Source organism: Pseudoalteromonas sp. SCSIO 43210 (assembly GCF_054133285.1).
In genome coordinates this window covers 144,449-167,949 of record NZ_CP087225.1, presented here as the reverse complement: position 1 = coordinate 167,949, position 23,501 = coordinate 144,449, and the positions used below count along the sequence as shown (strand labels likewise).

At 39.5% G+C, this 23,501-nt stretch carries 25 protein-coding genes; 15 read left to right on the top strand and 10 right to left on the bottom strand.

From position 1 onward, the window contains the following. The first annotated feature begins 49 nt into the window (after positions 1-49). The 5 genes from LOS73_RS00715 to LOS73_RS00695 all read left to right on the top strand — a co-directional run bounded on the left by LOS73_RS00715 (position 50) and on the right by LOS73_RS00695 (position 5,364). Positions 50-331 carry an MliC family protein gene (locus LOS73_RS00715; RefSeq protein ID WP_457934316.1) on the top strand — a complete coding sequence of 94 codons (282 nt, stop codon included), beginning with the start codon at positions 50-52 and terminating at the stop codon, positions 329-331. A 67-nt stretch (positions 332-398) separates the two neighbouring features. Further along, entirely contained in the window at positions 399-2,429 is a 2,031-nt protein-coding gene (locus LOS73_RS00710) for a methyl-accepting chemotaxis protein (protein ID WP_457934315.1), read from the top strand. Positions 2,430-2,500: 71 nt separating this feature from the next. Beyond that, the gene (gene ubiD / locus LOS73_RS00705) at positions 2,501-3,967 is read left to right on the top strand and encodes a 4-hydroxy-3-polyprenylbenzoate decarboxylase (protein ID WP_007377345.1); all 1,467 of its coding nucleotides are present in this window, start codon (positions 2,501-2,503) and stop codon (positions 3,965-3,967) included. A gap of 109 nt (positions 3,968-4,076) precedes the next feature. Continuing rightward, positions 4,077-4,790 carry an NAD(P)H-flavin reductase gene (gene fre / locus LOS73_RS00700; RefSeq protein ID WP_008136172.1) on the top strand — a complete coding sequence of 238 codons (714 nt, stop codon included), beginning with the start codon at positions 4,077-4,079 and terminating at the stop codon, positions 4,788-4,790. A gap of 163 nt (positions 4,791-4,953) precedes the next feature. Continuing rightward, complete coding sequence (locus LOS73_RS00695; RefSeq protein WP_149605504.1) at positions 4,954-5,364, top strand: CBS domain-containing protein; 411 nt, start codon at positions 4,954-4,956, stop codon at positions 5,362-5,364. A 54-nt stretch (positions 5,365-5,418) separates the two neighbouring features. On the opposite strand, the gene add is transcribed toward LOS73_RS00695, so the two are convergent. From add to cyaY, 8 genes are all read right to left on the bottom strand, one after another. Next, positions 5,419-6,420 carry an adenosine deaminase gene (gene add, locus LOS73_RS00690; RefSeq protein WP_008136170.1) on the bottom strand — a complete coding sequence of 334 codons (1,002 nt, stop codon included), beginning with the start codon at positions 6,418-6,420 and terminating at the stop codon, positions 5,419-5,421. Between the two features lie 125 nt (positions 6,421-6,545). Beyond that, positions 6,546-9,230 (bottom strand): CHASE domain-containing protein, encoded by a 2,685-nt coding sequence (locus LOS73_RS00685; protein ID WP_007377341.1) that lies wholly within the window; start codon positions 9,228-9,230, stop codon positions 6,546-6,548. Between the two features lie 63 nt (positions 9,231-9,293). Then, a complete protein-coding gene (locus tag LOS73_RS00680) occupies positions 9,294-10,403 on the bottom strand; it encodes a heme biosynthesis HemY N-terminal domain-containing protein (RefSeq protein ID WP_007377340.1) in 1,110 nt (369 codons plus the stop codon). Then, positions 10,400-12,241 carry a uroporphyrinogen-III C-methyltransferase gene (locus LOS73_RS00675; RefSeq protein ID WP_457934314.1) on the bottom strand — a complete coding sequence of 614 codons (1,842 nt, stop codon included), beginning with the start codon at positions 12,239-12,241 and terminating at the stop codon, positions 10,400-10,402. The genes LOS73_RS00680 and LOS73_RS00675 overlap by 4 nt, the downstream gene beginning before the upstream one ends. Beyond that, positions 12,242-13,180, bottom strand: a complete 939-nt coding sequence (gene hemC, locus LOS73_RS00670) for a hydroxymethylbilane synthase (protein ID WP_007377338.1) — start codon at positions 13,178-13,180, stop codon at positions 12,242-12,244. Positions 13,181-13,215: 35 nt separating this feature from the next. Beyond that, positions 13,216-14,193, bottom strand: a complete 978-nt coding sequence (locus tag LOS73_RS00665; protein ID WP_007377337.1) for a DUF2914 domain-containing protein — start codon at positions 14,191-14,193, stop codon at positions 13,216-13,218. A 22-nt stretch (positions 14,194-14,215) separates the two neighbouring features. Further along, positions 14,216-14,872 carry an alpha/beta hydrolase gene (locus LOS73_RS00660; RefSeq protein WP_007377336.1) on the bottom strand — a complete coding sequence of 219 codons (657 nt, stop codon included), beginning with the start codon at positions 14,870-14,872 and terminating at the stop codon, positions 14,216-14,218. Continuing rightward, positions 14,869-15,192: an iron donor protein CyaY gene (cyaY, locus tag LOS73_RS00655; protein WP_007377335.1), complete on the bottom strand. Its 324-nt coding sequence runs from the start codon at positions 15,190-15,192 to the stop codon at positions 14,869-14,871. Before cyaY ends, LOS73_RS00660 begins: the two co-directional genes overlap by 4 nt. Positions 15,193-15,349: 157 nt before the next feature. On the opposite strand from cyaY, the gene lptM reads away from it, so the two are divergent. The 8 genes from lptM to LOS73_RS00615 all read left to right on the top strand — a co-directional run bounded on the left by lptM (position 15,350) and on the right by LOS73_RS00615 (position 21,470). Beyond that, the gene (lptM, locus tag LOS73_RS00650; protein WP_007377334.1) at positions 15,350-15,544 is read left to right on the top strand and encodes an LPS translocon maturation chaperone LptM; all 195 of its coding nucleotides are present in this window, start codon (positions 15,350-15,352) and stop codon (positions 15,542-15,544) included. After that, the gene (gene lysA / locus LOS73_RS00645; protein ID WP_033028907.1) at positions 15,545-16,798 is read left to right on the top strand and encodes a diaminopimelate decarboxylase; all 1,254 of its coding nucleotides are present in this window, start codon (positions 15,545-15,547) and stop codon (positions 16,796-16,798) included. 64 nt (positions 16,799-16,862) lie between these two features. Beyond that, positions 16,863-17,693, top strand: coding sequence for a diaminopimelate epimerase (gene dapF / locus LOS73_RS00640; RefSeq protein ID WP_007377332.1), 831 nt, complete (start codon positions 16,863-16,865; stop codon positions 17,691-17,693). Next, on the top strand, positions 17,690-18,301 hold the full coding sequence (locus LOS73_RS00635; RefSeq protein WP_007377331.1) for a DUF484 family protein: 612 nt from the start codon (positions 17,690-17,692) through the stop codon (positions 18,299-18,301). The genes dapF and LOS73_RS00635 overlap by 4 nt, the downstream gene beginning before the upstream one ends. After that, positions 18,298-19,242: a tyrosine recombinase XerC gene (locus LOS73_RS00630; RefSeq protein ID WP_007377330.1), complete on the top strand. Its 945-nt coding sequence runs from the start codon at positions 18,298-18,300 to the stop codon at positions 19,240-19,242. Before LOS73_RS00635 ends, LOS73_RS00630 begins: the two co-directional genes overlap by 4 nt. A 10-nt stretch (positions 19,243-19,252) precedes the next feature. Next, positions 19,253-19,960 carry an HAD-IA family hydrolase gene (locus tag LOS73_RS00625; RefSeq protein ID WP_007377329.1) on the top strand — a complete coding sequence of 236 codons (708 nt, stop codon included), beginning with the start codon at positions 19,253-19,255 and terminating at the stop codon, positions 19,958-19,960. A gap of 28 nt (positions 19,961-19,988) precedes the next feature. Further along, on the top strand, positions 19,989-21,092 hold the full coding sequence (locus tag LOS73_RS00620; RefSeq protein ID WP_007377328.1) for a retroviral-like aspartic protease family protein: 1,104 nt from the start codon (positions 19,989-19,991) through the stop codon (positions 21,090-21,092). Between the two features lie 21 nt (positions 21,093-21,113). Further along, a complete protein-coding gene (locus LOS73_RS00615) occupies positions 21,114-21,470 on the top strand; it encodes a HopJ type III effector protein (RefSeq protein ID WP_007377327.1) in 357 nt (118 codons plus the stop codon). Between the two features lie 11 nt (positions 21,471-21,481). On the opposite strand, the gene LOS73_RS00610 is transcribed toward LOS73_RS00615, so the two are convergent. Together LOS73_RS00610 and LOS73_RS00605 are read right to left on the bottom strand one after the other, a co-directional pair. Beyond that, on the bottom strand, positions 21,482-21,832 hold the full coding sequence (locus LOS73_RS00610; RefSeq protein WP_457934313.1) for a GNAT family N-acetyltransferase: 351 nt from the start codon (positions 21,830-21,832) through the stop codon (positions 21,482-21,484). Positions 21,833-21,929: 97 nt separating this feature from the next. Beyond that, positions 21,930-22,235, bottom strand: a complete 306-nt coding sequence (locus tag LOS73_RS00605) for a DUF6482 family protein (RefSeq protein WP_007377325.1) — start codon at positions 22,233-22,235, stop codon at positions 21,930-21,932. Positions 22,236-22,325: 90 nt separating this feature from the next. Between LOS73_RS00605 and LOS73_RS00600 the strand changes: the two genes are divergently transcribed. Continuing rightward, positions 22,326-23,018, top strand: coding sequence for a pseudouridine synthase (locus LOS73_RS00600; RefSeq protein ID WP_007377324.1), 693 nt, complete (start codon positions 22,326-22,328; stop codon positions 23,016-23,018). 101 nt (positions 23,019-23,119) lie between these two features. Then, positions 23,120-23,494, top strand: coding sequence for a BlaI/MecI/CopY family transcriptional regulator (locus LOS73_RS00595; RefSeq protein ID WP_007377323.1), 375 nt, complete (start codon positions 23,120-23,122; stop codon positions 23,492-23,494). Positions 23,495-23,501: the final 7 nt, after the last annotated feature.

Sequence of the window (23,501 nt, the reverse complement as noted above, 5' to 3'; positions counted from 1 at the left end):
GGGCAGGGCTTCCCAAAGATGATCATTTTGAACGTAGATGGAGGTAAGAGTGAAAATAAATATAGCAATTATAGTCAGCTTACTTAGCTTAATCGCATGTAGCGAACAGCAAGTAAATACTACCTATCTATGTGGTAAAAAAAAACTAACACTAAGTATTATCAACGATAAATATGCTGAGCTTACTTTTAACAACGAAACGCATTTAATTAATCATGAAAAAAGTGCATCAGGGAATAAGTACATAAACGAAAATGTACTGTTTTGGGGTAAAGATAATCACGCCATGCTTATAATTTCAGGGAAAAAGCAGCAATGCATTATTAATTAGCCACCAATTAACAACATCTAAAAAACACTGCTACACTAAATAAAGTGTTAATTTTGTTGATGAAGTTATGCGCTCTATTGCTATAAAACATAAAATAATCTTAGCTTTTTCTGCCATAGGGCTGTTAATGCTGACTAGCTGTGTGTTTTTTTATTGGTCGTTAAACCAAATTAGTATTACTACTTCACGTATAGAAACCTTAGCCGTTCCAGTACAACAAGTTAGTAAAGATTTAAGGCTTTCACTTCTTTCCATAACTAAATTTAATGCTGTTGCTTACAGCCAGACCAAACCAGATTCACTATTACGAAATAAAGACCAAGCATACGCAGAGCAAGAGCAATTTCTAACAATGCTTAATGCGCTTGAATCTCAACTGTTTCAGCAGCAAAATATGCAAGCTTTACTTGCAGCAACAACTGATAACTTTAATCAACTAAGCAAAATAAGTACTGCAATGTTTAGTGCAAAGGAACAACGATTTAAAGCACAAAACTCGGCCCTATCACTTATTAAAGAATTCATTGAGCAATTGAGTAGCTTAAGTAATCGTTTGCTTGATATAGAGCTATTAGAAGTACCCTCAACACAACAGCCTCTACTCGATTCTATGTTTGGTACGGCAACACGTATTGATGATCTACTATTTAATTTAAGTAACAATGTTAAAAGCATCACTCAAACTACAAGTACTAGCGACTTAAGTAATCACCAACAAGATACTTTGTTTTTACTCGATAATATTCAGCCTAACTTTACTTACCTAGAGCAGCAGGCGACACCTTTCAGTAATGATCTAAACATCGGCCAACTTACTATTGAGTTCAACGATTTAAGGGTTCTCTTAAATGCGCCAAATGGTATTTACGTAAAACAAAAGAAAACGATTGAAAACAAAACAACGGCGCAACAAAAATTTGAACGCTTTCAACAAGAATTTATAAACACAGAAAACCAATTACTTAAACTTAATAAACTTGCTGATGAACGATTTAACACCCTTCAAAATAATGCCAAATCAGCCATTAATATGGGCTCAAGCTCGGTAATTATAATCGCCCTTGTACTGATTATACTGGTGATCATAATTTCAATTTTTACCACCAATGCAATGCTAAAGCCCCTTAATAAAGTAAATCGTGATTTAGCTTGCATAGCCTCAGGTGACTTTTCTAAGCGCAGCCATCCACGCAGTAAAGATGAGTTTGGCACTTTACTTAACAATATTAATAAACTTAGTGACGACTTAAGCCATTTAATAAAAGCAATTAGTAACGATGCACATGAACTGGACAAATCAGCGATTCAAACCAGTGAAAAAGGCCAGCAAATGACCATTGTAGCCCAACTACAGCTAGAGCGGAGCGCACAAGCAACTGCGCTTGCACAAAGTATGCTAGATAATTCACAAGTCGTGTACGAACAAGCTGATAGCACATCAAATGAAATAACTAACGCCTCACAGTTTGCTAATGACGTTAACCAAATAGCCAATCAAAATAGCCAAAGTATTGAGGCACTATTAAGCCGTTTAGATAAGGCAGTTAGTAGCACAAAAGAGCTTGCTGAATTTACCGAACTCATTGGTGCCATTGTAGAGACTATTAGTAGTATTGCTGAGCAAACAAACTTGCTTGCGCTCAATGCTGCAATAGAAGCGGCAAGAGCTGGTGAAAATGGACGAGGATTTGCAGTTGTCGCTGATGAAGTTCGCTCACTAGCTGCGCGTACACAAAGCTCAACAAGCGAAATAAATACCATGATCCAAACATTACAACAGCATACTAAAACAACACAAAGTGAAATTAATGATGGCCAACAACAAGCCAAAAAATGTGTTGAAAATAGTGCTGAACTAAATAAAGCTGTAGAGCGTATAAAAAGCACATTACTATCGGTTAATCAAATGAGCGAACAAATAGCAAAGGCCTCTCATGAACAGCTAACTAATAGTAACGACATCCAAAAAATAATGGCAAAGGTAACAGAGCAAGCCACCTTAAATGCCAAAAACGCGACAACCCTAGCAAGCGAAAGTGAAGACGTAAATCAACTTGCACACTCTCTAACGAGTGCCGTAGAGCGCTTTAAGTTTTAAGCACAAGTAATGACTTGCCTTGCATGAAATGGGTATAATACTTCAACTCTTTAGCTTAATAGCGGCCCACAATGAAATATAAAGATCTACGTGATTTTATCGATTTACTTGAGAAAAAAGGCGAACTTAAACGTATCACCCAAGAAATCGACCCGTATCTTGAAATGACCGAAATATCTGATCGCACATTGCGTGCAAAAGGTCCTGCGTTATTATTCGAAAATCCAAAAGGCTACGATATGCCGGTGCTTACCAACTTATTTGGTACACCAAAGCGCGTTGCTATGGGAATGGGCCAAACAGAAGTTAGCGAGCTACGTGAAGTCGGTAAACTGCTCGCTTTTTTAAAAGAGCCTGAGCCACCAAAAGGCATTAAAGAAGCTCTAGGCGCTATACCTATTTTTAAGCAAGTGCTTAATATGCCAGCAAAAGAAGTTAAAAAAGCGCCTTGCCAACAAGTAGTTTTAGAAGGTGATGATGTCGATTTAACTAAGTTGCCCATTCAGCATTGCTGGCCAGGTGATGCAGCGCCATTAATTACTTGGGGCCTTACGGTCACTAAAGGCCCATATAAAAAACGCCAAAATCTGGGTATTTATCGCCAGCAATTATTAGGAAAAAATAAAATAATTATGCGTTGGTTGTCACATCGTGGTGGCGCGCTTGATTTTCAAGAATGGTGTAAAGAAAACCCAGGGCAACCCTACCCTGTATCGGTAGCACTCGGTGCCGATCCTGCCACTATATTAGGTGCTGTAACGCCTGTACCTGACACTCTAAGCGAATATGCATTCGCTGGCTTATTACGTGGTAGCAGAACCGAAGTTGTAAAATCTATTTCAAATGACCTACAAGTCCCTGCCAGTGCAGAAATAGTACTTGAAGGTTACATAATGCCTGGTGAAATGGCGCCAGAAGGCCCTTATGGTGACCATACCGGTTACTATAATGAAGTAGATGACTTTCCAGTAATGACGGTCACTCACTTAACGCATCGTAAAGACCCTATTTATCACAGTACATTTACTGGCCGACCGCCTGATGAGCCTGCGATTTTAGGTGTAGCACTTAATGAAGTGTTTGTGCCTATATTACAAAAGCAATTTCCTGAAATTGTCGACTTTTACCTTCCGCCAGAAGGATGCTCGTACCGTATGGCGATTGTAACAATGAAAAAACAATATCCTGGCCATGCCAAGCGCGTGATGATGGGGGTTTGGTCGTTCTTACGTCAGTTTATGTATACCAAGTTTGTAATTGTGTGCGATGACGATATTAATGCCCGTGATTGGGAAGATGTTATTTGGGCTATAACAACCCGAATGGATCCAGCGCGTGATACAACATTAATAGAGAACACACCTATTGATTATCTCGATTTTGCATCGCCAGTCTCTGGCCTTGGTTCAAAAATGGGAATGGATGCTACCAATAAATGGCCTGGCGAAACCACCCGCGAATGGGGCGAGCCTATTGTTATGGATAAAGACACCAAAGACCGCGTAGATGATATTTGGGAAAGCCTTAATATTGTTTAAGTGTTTATATGTAAGTACATAACAGGCTATAAAATAACCCTGCAGATATGCTAGAATCGAGTCATTCGATTGCGTATCTGCTGTTAAAAGCGCTGCTAAAAGGTAAAAAATGCAAACATTAAAAGCTGAAGTTGTAGCTATCAGCCCACTTACAGAATTTGTTCATAAAGTAATTTTAAAGCCACAACAACCTGTGACCTTTGAAGCTGGCCAATACATGCAACTCGTATTAGGCGAAAAAGACAAACGTGCTTTTTCTATTGCTAGCCGCCCTTCACAGTGCGATGCAATAGAACTGCATATTGGCGCATCTGGTGCCGATTCTTATGCAATGCAATCGTTAGAACATTTACGAAATGCCCATACCACAGGGCAGTTAGTAGACATTGAAGCTGGCCTAGGTATTTCACAGTTGCGCCTGCAATGTGAGCGCCCTATTATTTTACTCGCCGGCGGTACTGGTTTTTCATACGCAAAATCAATGGCTGATCACTTAGCTGAAATTAAGTGCGACCGTCCTGTATTATTTTACTGGGGTGTAAAAGAAGAATCAGCTTTATACGCGCACACAGAAATGCAAACATGGGCCGATAGCCATAAAAACTTTGAGTTTATCCCTGTGGTAGAAAACCCATCTGCTAATTGGCAAGGTCATACTGGCTATGTACACAAAGCCGTAATGCAAGATATCGTATCACTTGCCCCATATGATATTTATATGGCGGGTCGTTTTGACATGATAGGTATTGTCCGCGATGACTTTATTACCCATGGTGCAATTCGTGAAAACATGTACGCCGACGCATTCGCATTTATAAAGTAATTAAAATTAACTTTTACTTATAAATAAAGGCACCTAGTGCCTTTATTTTTATAATAACAAAAATTCAATAGTTAAAATCTATCAATCTCATCAGTATAAACAATTTCCTAAATCCCTATCTATAAACCATACTTTGTATAGAACATCAGCGGGAGAGACCCAAATGCTAAATACAAAAGTAAAAGATTTTATGCAACGCAAGTTACCAAACATAACACCAGATACAGAAATGACCACCGCTATAGCAGAACTACAAAAATTTAAACTGCTTGGTGCACCAGTATTCGATAAAGATAAATGCCTAGTCGGATTTATTTCCGAACAAGAGCTTTTAAAGCCACTTATGCAAAGCAGTTATTTTTGTGATGGTATAGTAAAAGTATCGCAGCTTATGCAAACAGGAGTCGTTACTATAGATGGTGATACAAATATTATTGAGCTTGCTGAAAAAATGCAGCCTGGTAAACCAAAAAACTACCCAGTTGTAGATGGCATTAAAGTAATCGGTATGATCAGCCGGGCAGATGTACTTAAAGCACTGTACGATAATTACATGAGCTGCCAAACACACTAAATTGCAGATAACAAAATGCCGCTTATATAAAGCGGCATTTTTAATACTCTTAAATTAACGTGCGCTAACGATTGCCGAAAGTTCTTTTTTATCGCCATCGCTTAAAAATGCTATTTCTAATGCATTTGCTTGGGCTTTTTCCATATCAGCTTGAGATAAACCAGCTTGAGGTGCTGCAACTGCATATTCATACTCAATTTCAATCCCTTCAACAGCAGGATCATCAGTATTAATACACGCTAAAATACCGTGATCTAAAAACTGCTTAAGTGGATGCTTAGCTAGGTCGCTCACTGTACTGGTTTGAATATTACTTGTTAAGCATGACTCAATACCAATGCGATTATCGCGTAAGTAATCCATGAGCTTTGGATCTTCAATGGCTTTAACGCCATGCCCTATTCGGCTCGCCCCTAATTCATTAATTGCTTGCCAAATACTCGGAGCACCAAGGGCTTCTCCAGCATGAATAGTCGATGCTAAATAGGCATTTCGTACTTGTTTAAAGTGCGCTACAAACAACTCACCCGGGAAGCCAATTTCGTCACCGGCTAAATCAACCGCTACTAAATCATTTTTAAATGCGAGTAATGCATCAAGCTCTTTCTGGCATGTTTTTACGCCATAAGTACGCGATAAAATACCAATTAAATTCGCTTTTATGTTTGCGCCTTTTGTTGCTGATTTAATACCATCAACAACCGCTTCTACAACCCCTTGCGGGTGTAAACCTTGGCTTTGTGCCATATAGTAAGGGCTAAAACGAAGCTCTACGTAATCAAGGCCTTGGGCTTGAGCATCTTCAATGTTTTCAATCGCTATGCGCCTACACGCATCGTAGTCGCCAAGTACTGCAACACCCCAATCTAACTTTTGTAAAAAAGCCATAAGATTTGGCTCAGGATCAATAACTTGAACATGAGGAATGAGTGCCTCAACATTATCTGCAGGTAACTCTATATTAAACTGACGACCAAGTTCTAATATGGTTTGCGCACGTACATTACCGTCTAAATGGCGGTGAATATCTAGCAAAGGTAATTTTCTATTGATCATAATAGCAACCCAGTTTAGTTAAATTTGCGCGCATGATACGCAGATATAGTTATTTTTCAAGTCTATATGGTTTGCGGTAAGTTTAAGCGGTCATATGTCTGCTTTTCGAGCAAAAATAACGTAACTTATTTATGTGATAAATGATGCCACAGTGTTTTAAATAGCGTATTAGCATCAATTGGCTTGGTTATATAGTTATCCATTCCACAAGCAACTGCTTTTTTAACATCATCATCATGCGCGTTGGCAGACAAACCAATAATAGGTAAATCAATCAGCCCTAAATCATTACGGATAACTTTGGTTGCCTGTAAACCATCCATATTTGGCATTTGAATATCCATCAGCACAATGTCATAACTATTGGTAGTCAACATTTTTATTGCTTCAAACCCATCACTCGCAATATCAGCTACACACCCCTTGGTCTTTAATATTGCACTAGCAACATGTTGATTTAAAGAATTGTCCTCAACTAAAAGCAGCTTATAATCAGTAAACGATAAGCTCTCAACATCTATCTCATTATATTGTTGCTGTACCTGCTCTGCTTTTGGTAGGGGGGAATTCAACGGCACACTAAATGTAAAAGTAGAGCCTTTACCCTCGTGGCTAGCTAAATCAATAGCCCCTCCCATCAACTCAACCAGTTTTTTGCAAATACTCAAACCTAGTCCTGTGCCACCATATTGTCGAGAAGTAGAACTATCGGCTTGAGAAAAAGGTTTAAACAACTGTTTTTGAGCTGCTTCACTAATACCAATACCCGTATCGTTAACACTAAAATAAGTCATCTTTTTTGATTGCCATACTTTAAGTGTTATGCAGCCTTGCGCTGTAAATTTAACTGCATTATTAAGTAAATTTAAAAGTATTTGTTTTAAACGAATAGGATCGGTATGAATAGTTAAGTTTGTTGTTTTATCGTAATCGAGATGCAATTCCAGTGACTTAACATCTACTTCAAATTGCATTAAATTCGTCACTTCATCCACTAAGCGACCCACATTAATGGGTTCTTGTACTAAATCAAGTTTGCCAGCTTCCATCTTAGAGAAATCGAGTACATCGTTTAATACCCTCAGTAACACACCAAGCGCACCATCCGCTTGCTCTATATAAGTTCGAGCCTGTGGCCAATCATTTTGCTGCAGCGCTAAATAATGCAGTCCTTTTATACCATTAATAGGTGTGCGCACCTCATGACTCATATTAGCTAAAAACTGGCTTTTAATATGGCTTGCTTCATCAGCTTTTTGCTTTTCTTGACGTAAAACACGAGTTTGTTTTGCCACTTGCTCACGAATTTGTATATTTGTACCAGTAACCGAAATCAAAAAAGTTATTAATAACCACACAAATAGCATACCTACTATTTGTGCAAGCCAATACATTAACCATGATGTTCTAACTACAGGCTCATGTAATTGCACTTGCCAGATCCGCTTGCCAATAAGTAATTGGTATTCTTTTAATAGTTCAAAAGAATGAGTATCGGCTGTGTAAATACTCTGTTTTTGATTGGGTAAAGTCACATCTAAAAAGCTAGCTGCAACGAGGTTATTTTGATCAAATAATAACGATTGCGATAATTTTTTAAGGCTTACTACTGCAACAACAAACCCTTTAAAGTCATCTTCAGTAGTGGAGTTTCCAAAAACAGGGTGCAAAAATAACACACCTTTTTCTTGCGTATTTTGTACTAAATCGATTGGCTCACTCAGCACTAGCTCATTTAAAATTTTTGCTTTGTGTAATGCTGCCGCCCTCCCTTTATTTGAGGCTAAGTCAAAACCAATAACACTTACATTACCAATCAATGGGTATGCATAAAGTACAGGGTAATAAAAGTCACGTGAACTTACTGGCTCCCATACCCCTTCTGACCATCTTTCTTTTACATAGTAATCATCAATGTATTGAGTGTTTTCTGAGCGTTCAAAATCGGCTAATTGCTCTGCTGAAATGTAAGGTACCCATTCAAATGCAACAATTTCTTGACTATAACTAAGCTGTTTAGAAGTGAATAGCTTAAATTCATCAAAAGTCACCTCATCACTACTTGCAAAAAATGTTGCTAGCAAGCTTAGATGGGCTGACACTTCATCAATTCGTTGGCTTATAGCATCTTGAACAGACAATATTTTAAGCTCTTGTTTTTGTATTTCTTTTTCTTTTTTAAAATTAGACGCAGTATAAAATCCTGCACTAATAATGATATATATCATTAGAGAAGGAATAATAACCTGCAGCCTATTTTGAACTTGTTGATAGTTAAACCCAGCAAGCACCAGCGGAGTAAAAATTAATACTCCAACGCTATCACCTATCCACCATGCGATAAAATTATCAATAGCGCCATGTGCTGGTATTACGTGATTACTAACTAATAAAAACGTACCGACTCCTGCAGCCAGAACACAACACACTGGACCAGCTATAAATAAGCTTTGTATACAATGCTTTAAAGAAGAGAGATCAAGGGGGGCTTTTATAACTTTTGTAATAAATTGAGCGCCTATCCATGCTTGCAACACAGACGCTGTAGTAACTAACAAGGCTTGAATGGCAATTTGCCAATTGAAGATATCAGATGCGCTATCGAGGTTAACTATATTTGTTAATAACGCACCAATAATGATGCCAGGTAAAGCTCTACGATTCCACAGTAAAAGTCCAGCCAATGCAATGCCCGAAGGAGGCCATGAAGCAACGGCATAACCATCAATAGAAAGAAGAAGATTACTAGCAAATCCAGTTAAAAAGTAAGCACTGGCTAGGCTGAAAGTTAATACGAATAAATTTTTCAATACTCAGCTCCTATACCTGTACTTACATTTAGTTTAGTTTAGTTTAGTTTTTCATATTTAAGCTCATTGATACAAAACCAGTGCTTTCTCAGTTTGTGCACTTTTACTATAGCTTAGCGCAGCTTGTTCCGCGTACTGTTTTTTATTTTCAGAGTTCAACGCTTTATCAAATACCCTTGCGGCTAAATCATAGTCACCTTGTGCATTGGCAAGGCAAGCAAGTGCTAGTAATAAAGCATTATTACTTTCATCTTTTTTAAGGCGCTCTTGAATGCAGGTCTGCAACTTGATTGCATCAGCATTGGCTGCGCCATTTAAGATATGGGCAAGTTGATTGTGCTGTTCGTTGTGTTTAACCATTTTTATCAAGTCGCCCTCAATTACAGCTAGCTGACCTATCGCTGCCATTTTCGCTAAATAAGCAGTATGCGCATAAGCTTGTAGCTTTTTAGGAAGCTGTTTATATTTATGTGTAATTTCTTCAATTGGCAGAGCTGAAAAGTAAGCATTAAAAACACATGTCCACTGCTCGCTTGAAAACACCTTTTTGCGCAACAATCTTGGTAAAATGTCTTCTAAAGCACTAAAGTGCTGCTGTTGCACCAACACTTCGGTATACAGCTTTAACTCAAGCGCAGTAGCTTTTTTAGATTCGGCGCTTACACGCATCTGCGATTCAATTGCGCTACTATCGCCACTTGCTAGCCAAAGTTTCGCGACTTTTAGTTGATGCTCAGGGCTTATTTCAAATAAACGCTCAAGTGCTTTATCTGTTTGATTATTAGCAAGCGCTGCTTTTGCAAGTAATGCTAAGCGAATATCTTCAAACTTATCTGGCACACTATTACCCGATAAAGCCTGCTCTACATGCTCATAATCATCGTTAATAGCACTCCACAGAGCCTGCTCAATAGCTGCTTGTTTGCGCTCTTGATTACGTGCAAAAAAGCCATGTTTAGTATTATGATAAATCGATAATAAGTAGCGGATTAGCTTATATGTAATAAATACGATCGCAGTAATAACAATCACTGTACCGCAAAAAGCAATCATAGTGCCCTCAACTGTATAGTTATTAAATGAGAAAAGGACATAACCTTTCTCATTTATAACGTAAGGAGCTACACCAATAACAAGTACTAACGCAATAACCAGTATTATTAGCCCTATCATTGCACCCACTCCTTAACCTGCTGTGTACTTTGAAGTGTTACTTTAGGGTTAAAGTTAAGTGATTCTTTTTCAAGACTAGCTATTGATTTTAAAACCCTTTGTGTAGCGTTATCGTCTTTCTTAAAATACTCATCAACTAAGCGTTTTGCTTCACTTAAAGTACTAAAGTAAATGCTAGCTTGTTTACTAAGTAACGCATCTTGTGCCTGAGTAATATAAAGCTTAATACGTTGATTAACGAGGTGACGCTCTTGCTCATCAAGAAATGGAGCAACTACTCCTCCTTCTCGATGGTGAAGTGTTAAAAAGCTGTCTAAGAAGCGACCCCAGCTGTTATTTAAATTCTGCTGCCAATCATTTATGTCTTCACTTAATACATTTTCATCTACTTCGGTAACTTCTTCTGGCAAATTAACTGCATTAAAAACTAAGTCGTCAATACTGCTTAGTACACTGTTTAGCTGTAAATAAATAGCCTCTGTTGCAACAGGTTTAAGGCTATCAAGTGTTTGTATGTCTTGCATAATAGCTTGGCGAACTTCAACTGTTCCTGGATGCTCACTAAGTAATCCATCTAAGCGTTTTAAAACAGCATTAGTGCCTTGGTAATCTTTTTCAGCCCATAGTTTAAACTCAGCCATACGTTGTAAACTGGTTACTTCTTGTGGGTTTAGAGACGAGCCTTGTTGCTGCGCCTTTTGCAAAGCGGCTTTCAATTCTTGCTGATTTTGAGCTGTACTTTCACTGAGGGCTGTGGCAATTTTTTTCTCACTATTAAACAGCGCTTGCTGTAAATTAGATTGCGCCGATTTAAGTGCTTGCAGCTCTTGAACGAGTAACTTATTTTGCTCGCTTAACTCATTAACGGCTAGGTTTTGCGCCTTACCAGCATTTAGTTTTTGATAAAACTCGTATCCAACACCAGAGGCCACAATTAACGAAATCAAAAGCGCAAGTGCTGCAACCTTACTTACCTTTTGTTTATTTTTGTCTGCCGTATTTTTTGTAGCTGCAGGCTCTTGCTTTGTTGATTTAGCTGAGGCTGTGTTAGCTGTTGTTGGTGTGGCTTTTTCTGCCGTAACTGGCTTTGACTGTTCGCTCATGTTGCTACCTTGCTGATTTATGCAGGTAAACATAGCATCATCGCTAGCCCCTGCTGCAATATGTATATTAGCCAAGCTTACTTGTTGCAGCTTTAAATAAGCGGCTATCCGCTCGCTGGCAACATAAAATTGGCACTGTTGTAACCATTGTAGTTGGTGTGCAGCAAGGCTTTTAAATATAGCATCAACTGCAGCATTACTTGTTATGACTATACCGTGTACATTCTGGCTTTTCCAGTGGTCTGTCCAGTTAGGGAGAATACTCTCTGTGGGTTCACGTTTGTACACAACACAATTATTTAAAAAAGCACCGCGCTCTTTGAGCGTTTTAGCTAACTCAGGGCGGCCACCTTGCCCCTTAACTAACACTATATTGCTGCCATCAACCTCTGCGAGTGATTTAAGCGCAAGCAACCCTTCTGAATCATACTGTTTTGGTAATGCTGCGCGTACACCAAATTGCTCATATATAATGTCGGCTGTTTGTTGCCCAACCGCATAAAATTGAGCTTTAGTATTTATATCGGGTTTTAATTGCGAAAGTGCACTAACTGCATCTTGCGATATAAATATTACTTTATCTGCATTTAACAGCGGACTAAGTTCAGTGCTAGAGGGTGTTAAATGCGTTATTTTTAATACCGGAAACAAAGACGCCTGATAACCCGCCTGCTCAAGTTGCTGAGCAAGGGCTGCGCCTTTTCCTTCGGGCCGAGTTATCAGAATATGTGTCATTTATGCGTCTCTATAAACTTCAGCTAATATTTTATCTGCACCTTGAGCTAGTAATTTTTTAGCAAGCTCAATACCTAATTTTTCTGCGTCATTTACATGACCTGTTACTTCGTCACGTAAAATTTCACTGCCATCCACAGCGCCAACTAAACCACGTAAATGTACTTGCTCGCCATCAACTAATGCATAAGCACCAATAGGAACTTGGCAGCCACCTTCTAAATAGCGGTTCATAGAGCGCTCTGCGTTTACGCGAATACGTGTTTGTGTATGCTCAAGTGGTGCAAGTAATGCTTTTGTTACTTCATCATCAATACGACACTCAATACCTACAGCACCTTGACCATTTGCTGGTAATGACACTTCTGGCTCAATGTAATCAGCAATACGCGACTCCATTTCTAAGCGAATAAGCCCCGCTGCCGCTAAAATAATAGCATCGTATTGGCCGTCATCTAATTTACCTAAACGCGTATTTACATTGCCGCGTAAATCACGAATATCTAAATCAGGGCGAAGCGCTTTAATTTGACACTGACGACGTAAGCTCGAAGTACCAACAATAGCGCCCTGTGGTAACTCGCCTAAATTAGCAAAGTTATTTGATACAAACGCATCACGCGGATCCTCACGCTCACAAATAGTATGTAGTTCCAATCCTTCTGGGAACTCTACTGGCACGTCTTTCATAGAATGCACAGCAATATCAGCGCGACCATCTAACATAGCTTGCTCTAGCTCTTTAACAAATAAGCCTTTACCGCCAATTTTAGCCAATGGCGTATCTAAAATTATATCCCCTTGCGTCGACATAGGGACTAATTCTACGCACACATCTGCATGAAAACGCTCAAGCTCTGCTTTCACAAATTCGGCCTGCCAAAGTGCTAAGGCGCTTTTACGCGTTGCGATACGTACTAATTTTGTTTTTTCTGTCATAAGGGTATCCAATTAATTACTGCGTTTAGCTAGTTTTAGTCTGCTAAAATTCTAAATTCTTTTTGAGCTATCAAGTTACCTTGCCCATCAACGACATCTACACGCCAGTGACCTGTTTGCGTGGCCATAATATTTTTCGTTGAGTATGTTCTGTAGCGAGTAGAGGTTACATTGAGCGAAATTTCAGCCATCGTAGTGCCCTCAAAAGACCACACATGCTTTACCTGCTGACCTTGTAAGCCTTTAAGTTCACTAAAAAATGATAATGACTCCTCAAACTGACTTAAACGAATGTCAGCAGCAAACACATTAGTAGGCTCACGTCGGCTTACTTTTCGAGTAAGTACTGCACGGCTAATTTTACCCGTGTCTATTTGCGCGCCCAATGCCACACTTGCAACTTGCGCGGTAGGCGAAAAACCTTCCGTGCCACTCAATGCGCCATCATCGTTTTCTAGCTCTAAGAGTAAGTCGCTCTGATTGGCTAGCTCAGCTTCATTTTGAGCTTCTGCGATTTCTTCTTGTACTTCATTATCAATATTTGAGTTTAACTCTATATTAATGCTTTCGCTTTGATCAGTAACAATATCGTTGTTAGCTAATAAAACCGTATTATTATTTACAAGTTCGACTTCGCCTAGTGTTTTACTTGAGATGTTTTTTTGATTTTCGTTTTGCGCAGCTGACAACGGTTCGATACTCGTCTGCGTTATCTCCACAGACTCATCAGGGATATTGTTTACCGATAATTCTGGCTCAACATCCGTTACTTCATCGCTTGTCTGGTTCTCTGCGTTATTACTAAAACTTAAAAAGTGCTCTTGCTCATTTGGATGCTCGCCTTGCTCTGCACTGACTGACGTTGTTAAACCATACACAACAGCTGCAGAGGTCATTAATACCAACATAGCAATACTCACAATACGACGCCAATTCCACTCGTAGCTTACCGTTGGTAAGCTCTCTTGTAGTTCGCGTTTAACATTTGCTTTAATAACTATTTTTTGACTCATATTGACCTCAGCGATTCCAAAATTAACTTAAACGAGCAACCAACCATTGGCGAATAGCTTGCAGTTCTTCTGCGCAAACTTGATGAGCCATCGGATATTCTTGCCAGCTTACATCCATGTTATGTGCTGTTAATACTTCAAACGCACTTTTACCTGCGCTATAAGGTACAACATTATCTTGACTACCATGCGCCATAAATACATTTAAATCGGTATGTTTTGCTTCATCAGCAAATTTTTGTGGCACACACATATAAGTAGAAAGCGCCATAACACCGCCAAGCTTTTGCTCAAAGCGCGGCGCTAAATGCAGCGACACAACACCACCTTGAGAAAAACCAGCTAAAATAATTTTATTAGCAGGTATGCCATTTGCTATTTCTGTGTTGATTAATTCTTCTACTTTAGCAGCCGAATCTCTCACACCTTGCTCATCAGCGCGTTTATCTAACTCTATAGATTTAATATCGTACCAAGAGCGCATTTCCATACCACCATTTATGGTGACCGGTTGCACTGGCGCATGCGGAAAAATAAACCGTATACCAAGCTCGCTTGGTAGGTTTAATTGCGGTGCTACTGGTGCAAAACCATCACCAGAGTCGCCTAAGCCATGTAACCAAATAACGGTCGCTTTGTGCTCACCTTGGGCTGGGTATTCTACAAATTCTAAACTCATAGTGTTGATTGCCATTTAACTTCTTGGCCAGCTTGGCGCGTTGACGCTTCATTAATAAATGCCCAAAATTCAGCGCCAGAGCGGTTATCAATCCATAACCCATCACGCATTTCAAAATGATGTCCGTTAAACTTAGTTGCAACCCATACTTGATGAAGAGGTGCTTGCTTATTGATCACTATTTTACTTTTATCAGGAAAAATAATTTCTAAAATACCTTGTGCCGATTCGTAGTCTAAATCAGCTTCGCAATCATCAACCTGCTCTTCAATAGTGAACATAAGAGCTTCGGCTAATTGGTGATATTCGTGTTCAGTCATTGTTATTTCCTTTGCAGGCGAGCCGCCTAATATTGGGTACGTTTTAGCTTTAAAAATGTGCAGCTAGTGTAACAGGAATAAAATCATCCGCGAATAGCTGCATTTTTTAGATATTCTGTTACTCTGCGATTATAAAGCCAGCAACCGTATTAATCTAATGAAAGCGACACATACCTTACAATTAAAAAGACTATTAATAAGCACTGTACTGTTAAGCGCCTTAGCTGGCTGCGGACAAAGCGGTCCGTTATATTTACCAGAGCCACAAACAGAGCAAAACCAACCTCAAAATACAGCTCAGCCAGCCACTACCGCAGAGCAAGCCAAAGCACAGCAAAGTCAGGAGCAATAAATGGATTATTTTAATTACAAAAACAACCAATTATTTGCCGAAGACGTCAGTGTGGCAAGCATAGCGCAGCAATACGGTACGCCATGTTATGTTTACTCGCGTGCTACATTTGAGCGCCATTACTTAGCGTTTGCTAACGCCACTAAAAATCACAAAAGCCTAGTATGTTACGCTGTAAAAGCAAACTCAAATATTGCCGTACTTAATATATTAGCGCGCTTAGGTTCGGGTTTCGATATTGTATCCAAAGGCGAACTTGCGCGTGTAATTAAAGCAGGTGGCGACGCCTCTAAAGTGGTTTTTTCAGGCGTGGCTAAAACGTCTGACGAAATAGCGTATGCATTAAAGCTGGGTATTAAATGTTTTAACGTTGAATCTGCCTCTGAGCTTGAACGTATTTCTGAAGTGGCTTGCGAGCTTAACCTAGAAGCGCCTATTTCTATTCGCGTAAACCCCGATATAGATGCAAAAACACATCCGTATATTTCTACCGGTTTAAAAGAGAATAAATTTGGTATTGATATTCAAACAGCAGTGAGTGTTTATCAACAAGCAGCGGCTTTACCTGGTTTAAAAGTAATTGGTGTCGATTGTCATATTGGCTCTCAATTAACGCAAGTCAGACCTTTTTTAGAAGCCCTTGATAAACTAATGGCGCTTATTGATGAGCTAAAAACTAACGGTATTGAGCTAACTCATTTAGATATTGGTGGCGGTTTAGGCGTACCGTACAACAACGAGCAACCACCGCACCCAAGTGAATATGCAGCGCAAGTTACCGAGCGCTTAGCTAATTACAAACACCTTGAACTAATTTTTGAACCAGGGCGCGCTATTGCAGCTAACGCAGGTATTTTAGTTACTCAAGTTGAATTTATTAAACAAAACCAAGACAAATTTTTTGCCATTGTCGATGCTGGTATGAACGATATGCTTCGCCCTGCGCTTTATCAAGCGTGGCAAAAAATCATTCCGGTATCCGTGCGCGATGACGAAACACCTACTCACAACTTTGATATTGTGGGGCCGGTGTGCGAAACCGGCGACTTTTTAGGAAAAGACCGCGAACTTGCCCTAAAACAAGGCGATTTACTCGCACAAAGAAGTGCGGGGGCATATGGCTTTACCATGAGCTCAAACTACAACTCGCGCCCGCGTGTTGCAGAAATAATGGTAGATGGTCAGCAGCATCATCTTATTCGCGAACGCGAAACTATTGAAAGCCTTTATCAAGGTGAGAAAGTTTTACCATAAACGTTTTTGTCTACTAGCTGCTCTGTGGCATGATTAGCACAGAGCAAAACCGAATTAGAGCGCTATGTTAGTTAATTTTTCCAAAATGCACGGCTTAGGCAACGACTTTGTTGTGATTGATAACATTACACAAAATGTTTTTTTGTCGCGAGATCAAATCAAAAAACTGGCAGATCGCCATTTTGGCATTGGCTTTGACCAATTACTGATGGTTGAAGCGCCGTACTCTCCCGATCTCGACTTTCATTATCGAATTTTTAATGCCGACGGTACCGAAGTAGAGCAATGCGGCAACGGCGCACGCTGTTTTGCCCGTTTTGTACGTATGAAAGGCCTTACTAACAAGCACAAAATTAGTGTATCGACCAAGTCGGGCAACTTAACGCTCTACATAGAAAAAGACGGTCAAGTAACGGTTAACATGGGCCACCCTAACTTTGAGCCAAGTAAAATCCCTTTAAAAGCCAGCAAGCGTGAGCTTACTTATATTATTAGAACGCAAGAGCACACGGTATTTAGTGGCGCGGTATCTATGGGTAATCCGCATTGTGTGCTGGAAGTTGACGATATCACTACCGCCCAAGTTGATATATTGGGTCCATTGCTTGAAAACCATGAACGCTTTCCGCAAAAAGCGAACATTGGCTTTATGCAGGTTGTATCGCAAGAGCACATTAAATTAAGAGTTTGGGAGCGCGGCGTTAACGAAACCCTAGCGTGTGGTACTGGCGCATGTGCCGCAATGGTTATTGGTCATATTCAAAATAAATTATCAACAACCGTTCAAGTCGATTTGCCAGGTGGAAGTTTGCAAGTGCGCTGGAGTGGCGAAGGTCACCCAGTACGTATGACAGGCCCAGCAGAGCATGTATTCGATGGACAAGTCGCGCTATGACCGAGCTAAATAAAGAGCAAGTTATTGATTACTTGCAGCAACACCCTGATTTTTTAATTCAGCATCCAGAACTACTAGTCCAACTTGAACTGCAGCAGCAAACTCAAGGTGCAACATCGCTAGTACATATTCAACAACGCCAGCTACGCGAGCGTAATACGCTTTTAAAAAACCAAATAGAGACCATGAGCCAACACGCTACTCAAAACGAGTTTGTTTATCGCTTATTTAGTCAATGTCATCGCCAGCTTTGGAGTAACTACGACTTCAATACATTAGCAAGTAACTTACAAAATATTATTTGCACAAACCCAACAATAAGCAATTGTAAATTATTAAAGTACAACAAAAATTATGATGAACTGATTGCTCACCGCCTAACTAATTCAAGCCATTATTTAGGCCGCATAGATCAACAAGAAAGCCTGTTGTTATTTAATGAAACAACACAATCAACGGCTATTTACTTAATTGGAGAGGCTGTAAACCCAATCGCCATATTGGCTTTTGGTAGCAATAATGCTAACCATTTTGAGCCCACACAAGATAATTTATTTGCTCTCGATTTTGTACGTTCATTACAACTACGCTTACTTGAACTAGCATGAGTGAAGACGCGCCTAACATTACCCAATTAAGCGACAATTGGCGCACACCCATAATGCTATTTAGCGACTATTTAAAGTTTGAAAAACAATATTCAGCGCACACAGTTAATCAATACGTAAGCCAGCTTAGCTTTGCAGCTCTTTATTTTAACAAATTATGTGATGACTGGTTTGGCGTGCAAGGCGAGCATATTCGCCGCTACAGCATGGCACTGCGTTCAAAACAATTAAGTGGCCGTACTATTAGCTTAAAGCTCAGCTGCATTCGCAGTTTGTATAAGTTTTTAAAAGCAAAAAACATTGCCGAGCAATCGCATTACCATAATCCGGCAGTGGGTATAAAAGGCCCTAAGTTTGCAAAGCCTTTACCTAAAAACCTCGATGTAGATCAAATGGCACGCTTGCTCGAAATACCCGACGACGAACCTCTCGCTATTAGAGATAAAGCAATGATGGAGTTGATGTATTCATCAGGGCTGCGTATAAGCGAGTTAGTTGGCGCTAACATGCAAGATATTAGCGCTGCCAATGGCGAAATTTTAGTGCGTGGTAAAGGCAATAAAGAGCGGTTAATTCCGGTGGGCAAAAAAGCGTTAGACGCATTAAAAAAATGGCTCACAATACGCCCTCAGTTTGCAAAGCCCGATGAAATAGCAGTATTCTTAAGTAGCCAAAAAAACCGTATTTCGATTCGCCAAGTACGCCTACGCATGCAAGAGTGGGGAATAAAACAAGGCATTAGCTCGCAGGTTCACCCGCATAAGCTGCGCCACTCGTTCGCGTCACATATTTTAGAATCATCTGGTGATTTACGCGCCGTGCAAGAGTTACTAGGGCACAGCAGTTTGTCGGCTACACAAGTGTATACGCATTTAGATTTTCAACATTTAGCCAAGGTGTACGACAACACTCACCCTCGTGCAAAAAAACGAACTGATTAGGTAAATAAAAATGATCCGATTTAATCGTGCTATTAAGCCATTTTCTGTCATGAGCTTTGATTTAGACGACACTCTTTACAACAATCACCCCATTATAAAAGCAGCGGTTAAAGCGCAGCAAGATTATTTAAATGCGCTCCCTAGCTACTTAGCCCAAGGCCCAAAATACTGGCAACAATGCCGCAATGAGGCCGTATTACAGTTACCTGAACTTGCTGATAACGTCACTAAATGGCGCCAACATACATTGCGCTTAGCCCTTTCTAAACTAGATTTGAATGAGGAAGAGGTAGAGCATCATGCCGATGCTGCCTACAACGCCTTTGCCGATGCGCGCAGTAAAATAGTGGTAACCGATGACGTACTAAAGCTGCTAGATAACTTAGCCCAGCACTTTACGCTGGTTGCTATAACTAATGGTAATGTTGAAATTGAACGCTTTAACTTACACAATAAATTTTCGCTCGTGTTACAAGCCGGTATGCACGGTAAAGCAAAACCTCACAGCACCTTATTTGATAAAGCTGCCGAGCACTTAAACGTTGCTAAAAGTGAAATTTTACACATTGGCGATAGCCTAGATACCGACGTACAAGGCGCAAATAATGCCGGTTGCCAATCGGTATGGTTAAACGATCAAGACGCCAATTATGCTTATAAAGGGCTAGCTGATATTGAAATAGCCAATATTCATGCCCTAACGCACTTTATTAAATAATACCAATTGCATTAAATAAGAGGTCACAATGAGCCACTATACCAAGCTAATCACCTTGCTATTAATTGGCTCACTTAGCCTTAACGCTTATTTATTATGGCCGCAGCCTGCGTTAACTCAAGTACAAAAAACGCAAGGTGCTGAAAAAAGCATATCGCCTAAACAGCAAAATACGCTATTAAATACGGCAAAGCAGCAGTTTAAAAAACACCAATTTGAAGCCGCACTTAGTAGCTATCAACAACTCAAAAGCAGCAATCCAGAAATCGCAATAAACCTTTATTCATCATGGCTAGTGCAGCTTAAAACATGGCTAAATAGCAATTTATTACTTAGCGAATCATTTCTCAATGCGCTATTAAATAACAACCCTTATAACGTAGAGTTACTTAATTTACAGGTTGAGTATTTAATAAATAGCGAGCAAACACAAAATGCCATTATTGCTTTATTTGAGCTTAATTCATTACTGCCTGCTGATCAGCAAAGTAACGTAAATACACGTTTAAATACGCTCACTCAAAACGAATTACACACATTAACTGAGCAACAAAATTGGCAAGCTATTATTGAGCAAACACAAATTTGGCTCGACTATAAAAGCGATAACGCACAGTTTTTATATCCGCTTGCGTATGCCTACTATCAGCAAGGCGATTTAATTAGCGCACAAGCAACCCTCGATCGAATGCCAAACCAGCACAATCTGAAAAGCCAAGTGCAAACACTGCAAGCTATGATCAATAAAGCACAATCGCAAGACGACTTCGTTGCTTTAACGCCTTACGGCGCGCACTACTTAATAAACACCGAAATAAATAATAATGTATCAACCGAACTAATGATTGATACAGGCGCAAGCGTAACCTCACTACCTACAAGTATAATTGAGCAAATTTCGCCACAACCTTTATATTTAGGCGATGTAACAGTCAACACAGCTAACGGCCAAATTGTTGTAAAGCGTTATCAAATTGAATCGTTTAAAGTGGGCTCGCAAATTATTTATGGTTTTGAAGTGTTGAGCATTGAAAACACTCGTGGGCAAGGTTTGCTAGGAATGAACTTTTTATCGCGATTTAAATTCAATATAAATCAGCAAACAGATGAGCTAGAGTTGAGCGCTAAATAATTAAAAATCCAAAGGTAACACATGACACTAAATAACTATTTAAAAGCACTTGCTGAAAACCCAAAAAGCATTCAATTTACCGATACAATGGCGGTGATAGAAGCAAATTACGACTTTACTGCATGTGGCTTTAATAACCATGGATTACTTAGCGCTGCGAGTGAGAACAACGGCTCGTGTAAAATTTTTGCGTTTGCTAAATTAAACGATTTAAGTAAACAAAATACGTTGGATTGTTTTGGTAAGTTTTACCGAGAAGACGTACTGCAAAACCCTAAAGGGGATGATCACATAAACATTCGCACGTTTATGTTAGCACCAGAGACAACACCTTTTTTAGGTATTACCTTTGAAGGCAAGCCACTAAAAGCAAAATAATCAGCAAAAAATCAAAGTGGCTTTTCCATAAAGTAACGCGTACCTGAGCGTGGATAATTATTAAGTTGATACTTAACACTATAACCGCGCTTTTCGTAAAAAGGTTTTGCTTGAAAATCAAGTGTGTCAAGCTGAGCAGTTGTTGCTCCTAGCTCAATAGCAGCTTGCTCAAGTGCCGTTAGCAATTTATCTGCAAGCCCTTTACCTCGCGCAATATCGCTACACCAAAGCCAGTTAATCATTAGCCAATTACCAAACACACACCCACTAATACCGGCAACAAGCTCGCCTTGCTCATCAGTAAATTTATAACCTAATGGCACTCTTTGCGCATCAAAATGCTGGGCGTTAAATTCAACCATTTACGCGCGAAGCGCTACGTTTAACGCATCAGTATTATCTGCTGTTAATTGATACATGTGCCGCCCTTAAAGAGCTGATACTAGCAAACTAGCTCAATCAAAACAGATTATTTTTTCCAAATGGGACTTCAAGCATATTACTGGCTGTTTTTTCGGGTTGACCGCACATTTCATCGTAAGCACTTGTATGGCGTAGCATCATTTGTGCATAGGCTATTTTTTCAAAACGCTTTTGAATATGCAGTGGGCTTAGTGCTTTTATAAACTCACCATTTTCCTCTGTCACATAGTATTCGACATTATTTATAATTACAGAGACTTGGTATAATGCCATTTCAAGAGAATGCGCAACCACCTTTTGTAATGGCTCATGTTTTTTTAATTCTGAGAATTTCATACCCATAACAACCACCTTTTTTAAAAGTAACCTCATAGATACGCAGCTTTGCTATAATCGCGATCAAATTTTTATTAGCCGCTGGCGTCACACGTTATGAGCACAAAAATCCGACTCGCTAAATATATTGCCCATGCAGGTATTTGCTCTCGTAAACAAGCATCGCGTTTAATTGATGAAGGTGTGGTGACTGTAAATAATCGCCCAGCGAATCATATTGATCACGTTGATGAGCAAGACACAATAATAGTGAACGAAAAAGAAATTAAAGGCGCGGCCGATTTAGTTTATTTTGCGTATCACAAGCCGGTAGGCATTGACTGCAAATTAAATATTGATGACCCTGCCAGCCTTATTCACCATTTGCCTACACTTACCCGTGTTTACCCTATTGGTCGATTAGATAAAGACTCTCGTGGTTTGCTTATTTTGACCAACGATGGGGATTTTTGTAACCAACTAATACATCCTGATTTCCACCAGCCTAAACATTATTTAGTCACCGTAAATAAGCCTTTAGACGATGCTTTTTGTGACAAAATGGCAGCAGGCGTACCCGTTGATAAACACATAACCCTGCCTTGTGAAGTAAATAAAATAGCCAGTAATCAGTTTAGTATTGTTTTAAAACAAGGGCTAAACAGGCAAATACGTAAAATGGCGCATTACTGCGGATACAAAGTTATTGATTTATATAGATCGCAATTTAGTGACCTCACCCTTTCAAAACTAAACCTACCTGAAAACCAATATATACAAATTAATAAAACCGACATTTCAAAAATCTAATACCAAGTCACTTAACTACATCTCAAAAAGTTAAAAATAAACTTGCAATTATAGATTACAGGTGTAGTCTTTAATTAAAGATTACATTTGTAGGCAATAGCATGATTGAGTTATCAAAAGCAGAGTTTGACGTGCTCGACGCACTTTGGATTAACTACCCCGCCACCGCGAGCCAAATAATTGAGCGCTTAAGCGACGATAAGCAATGGCACGAAAAAACCATTAAAACCCTGCTAGGTCGACTAGTAAAAAAAGGCGCACTTACATTTGAAAAAGAAGGTCGCCAATATATTTATACTCCCTGTATGGAGCGCGCCGACTACACCCTAAAAGAAAGCCAAAACTTTATTGAGCGATTTTTTAGTGGGCGTATTGCGCCACTTGTAAGTGGCTTTGCTAAATCGGAGCAGCTTTCTCAGCAAGATATAAACGAGCTTAAAAAAGTTATAGATGACTGGGAAAAAAACCAAAAGTAAGGGATTA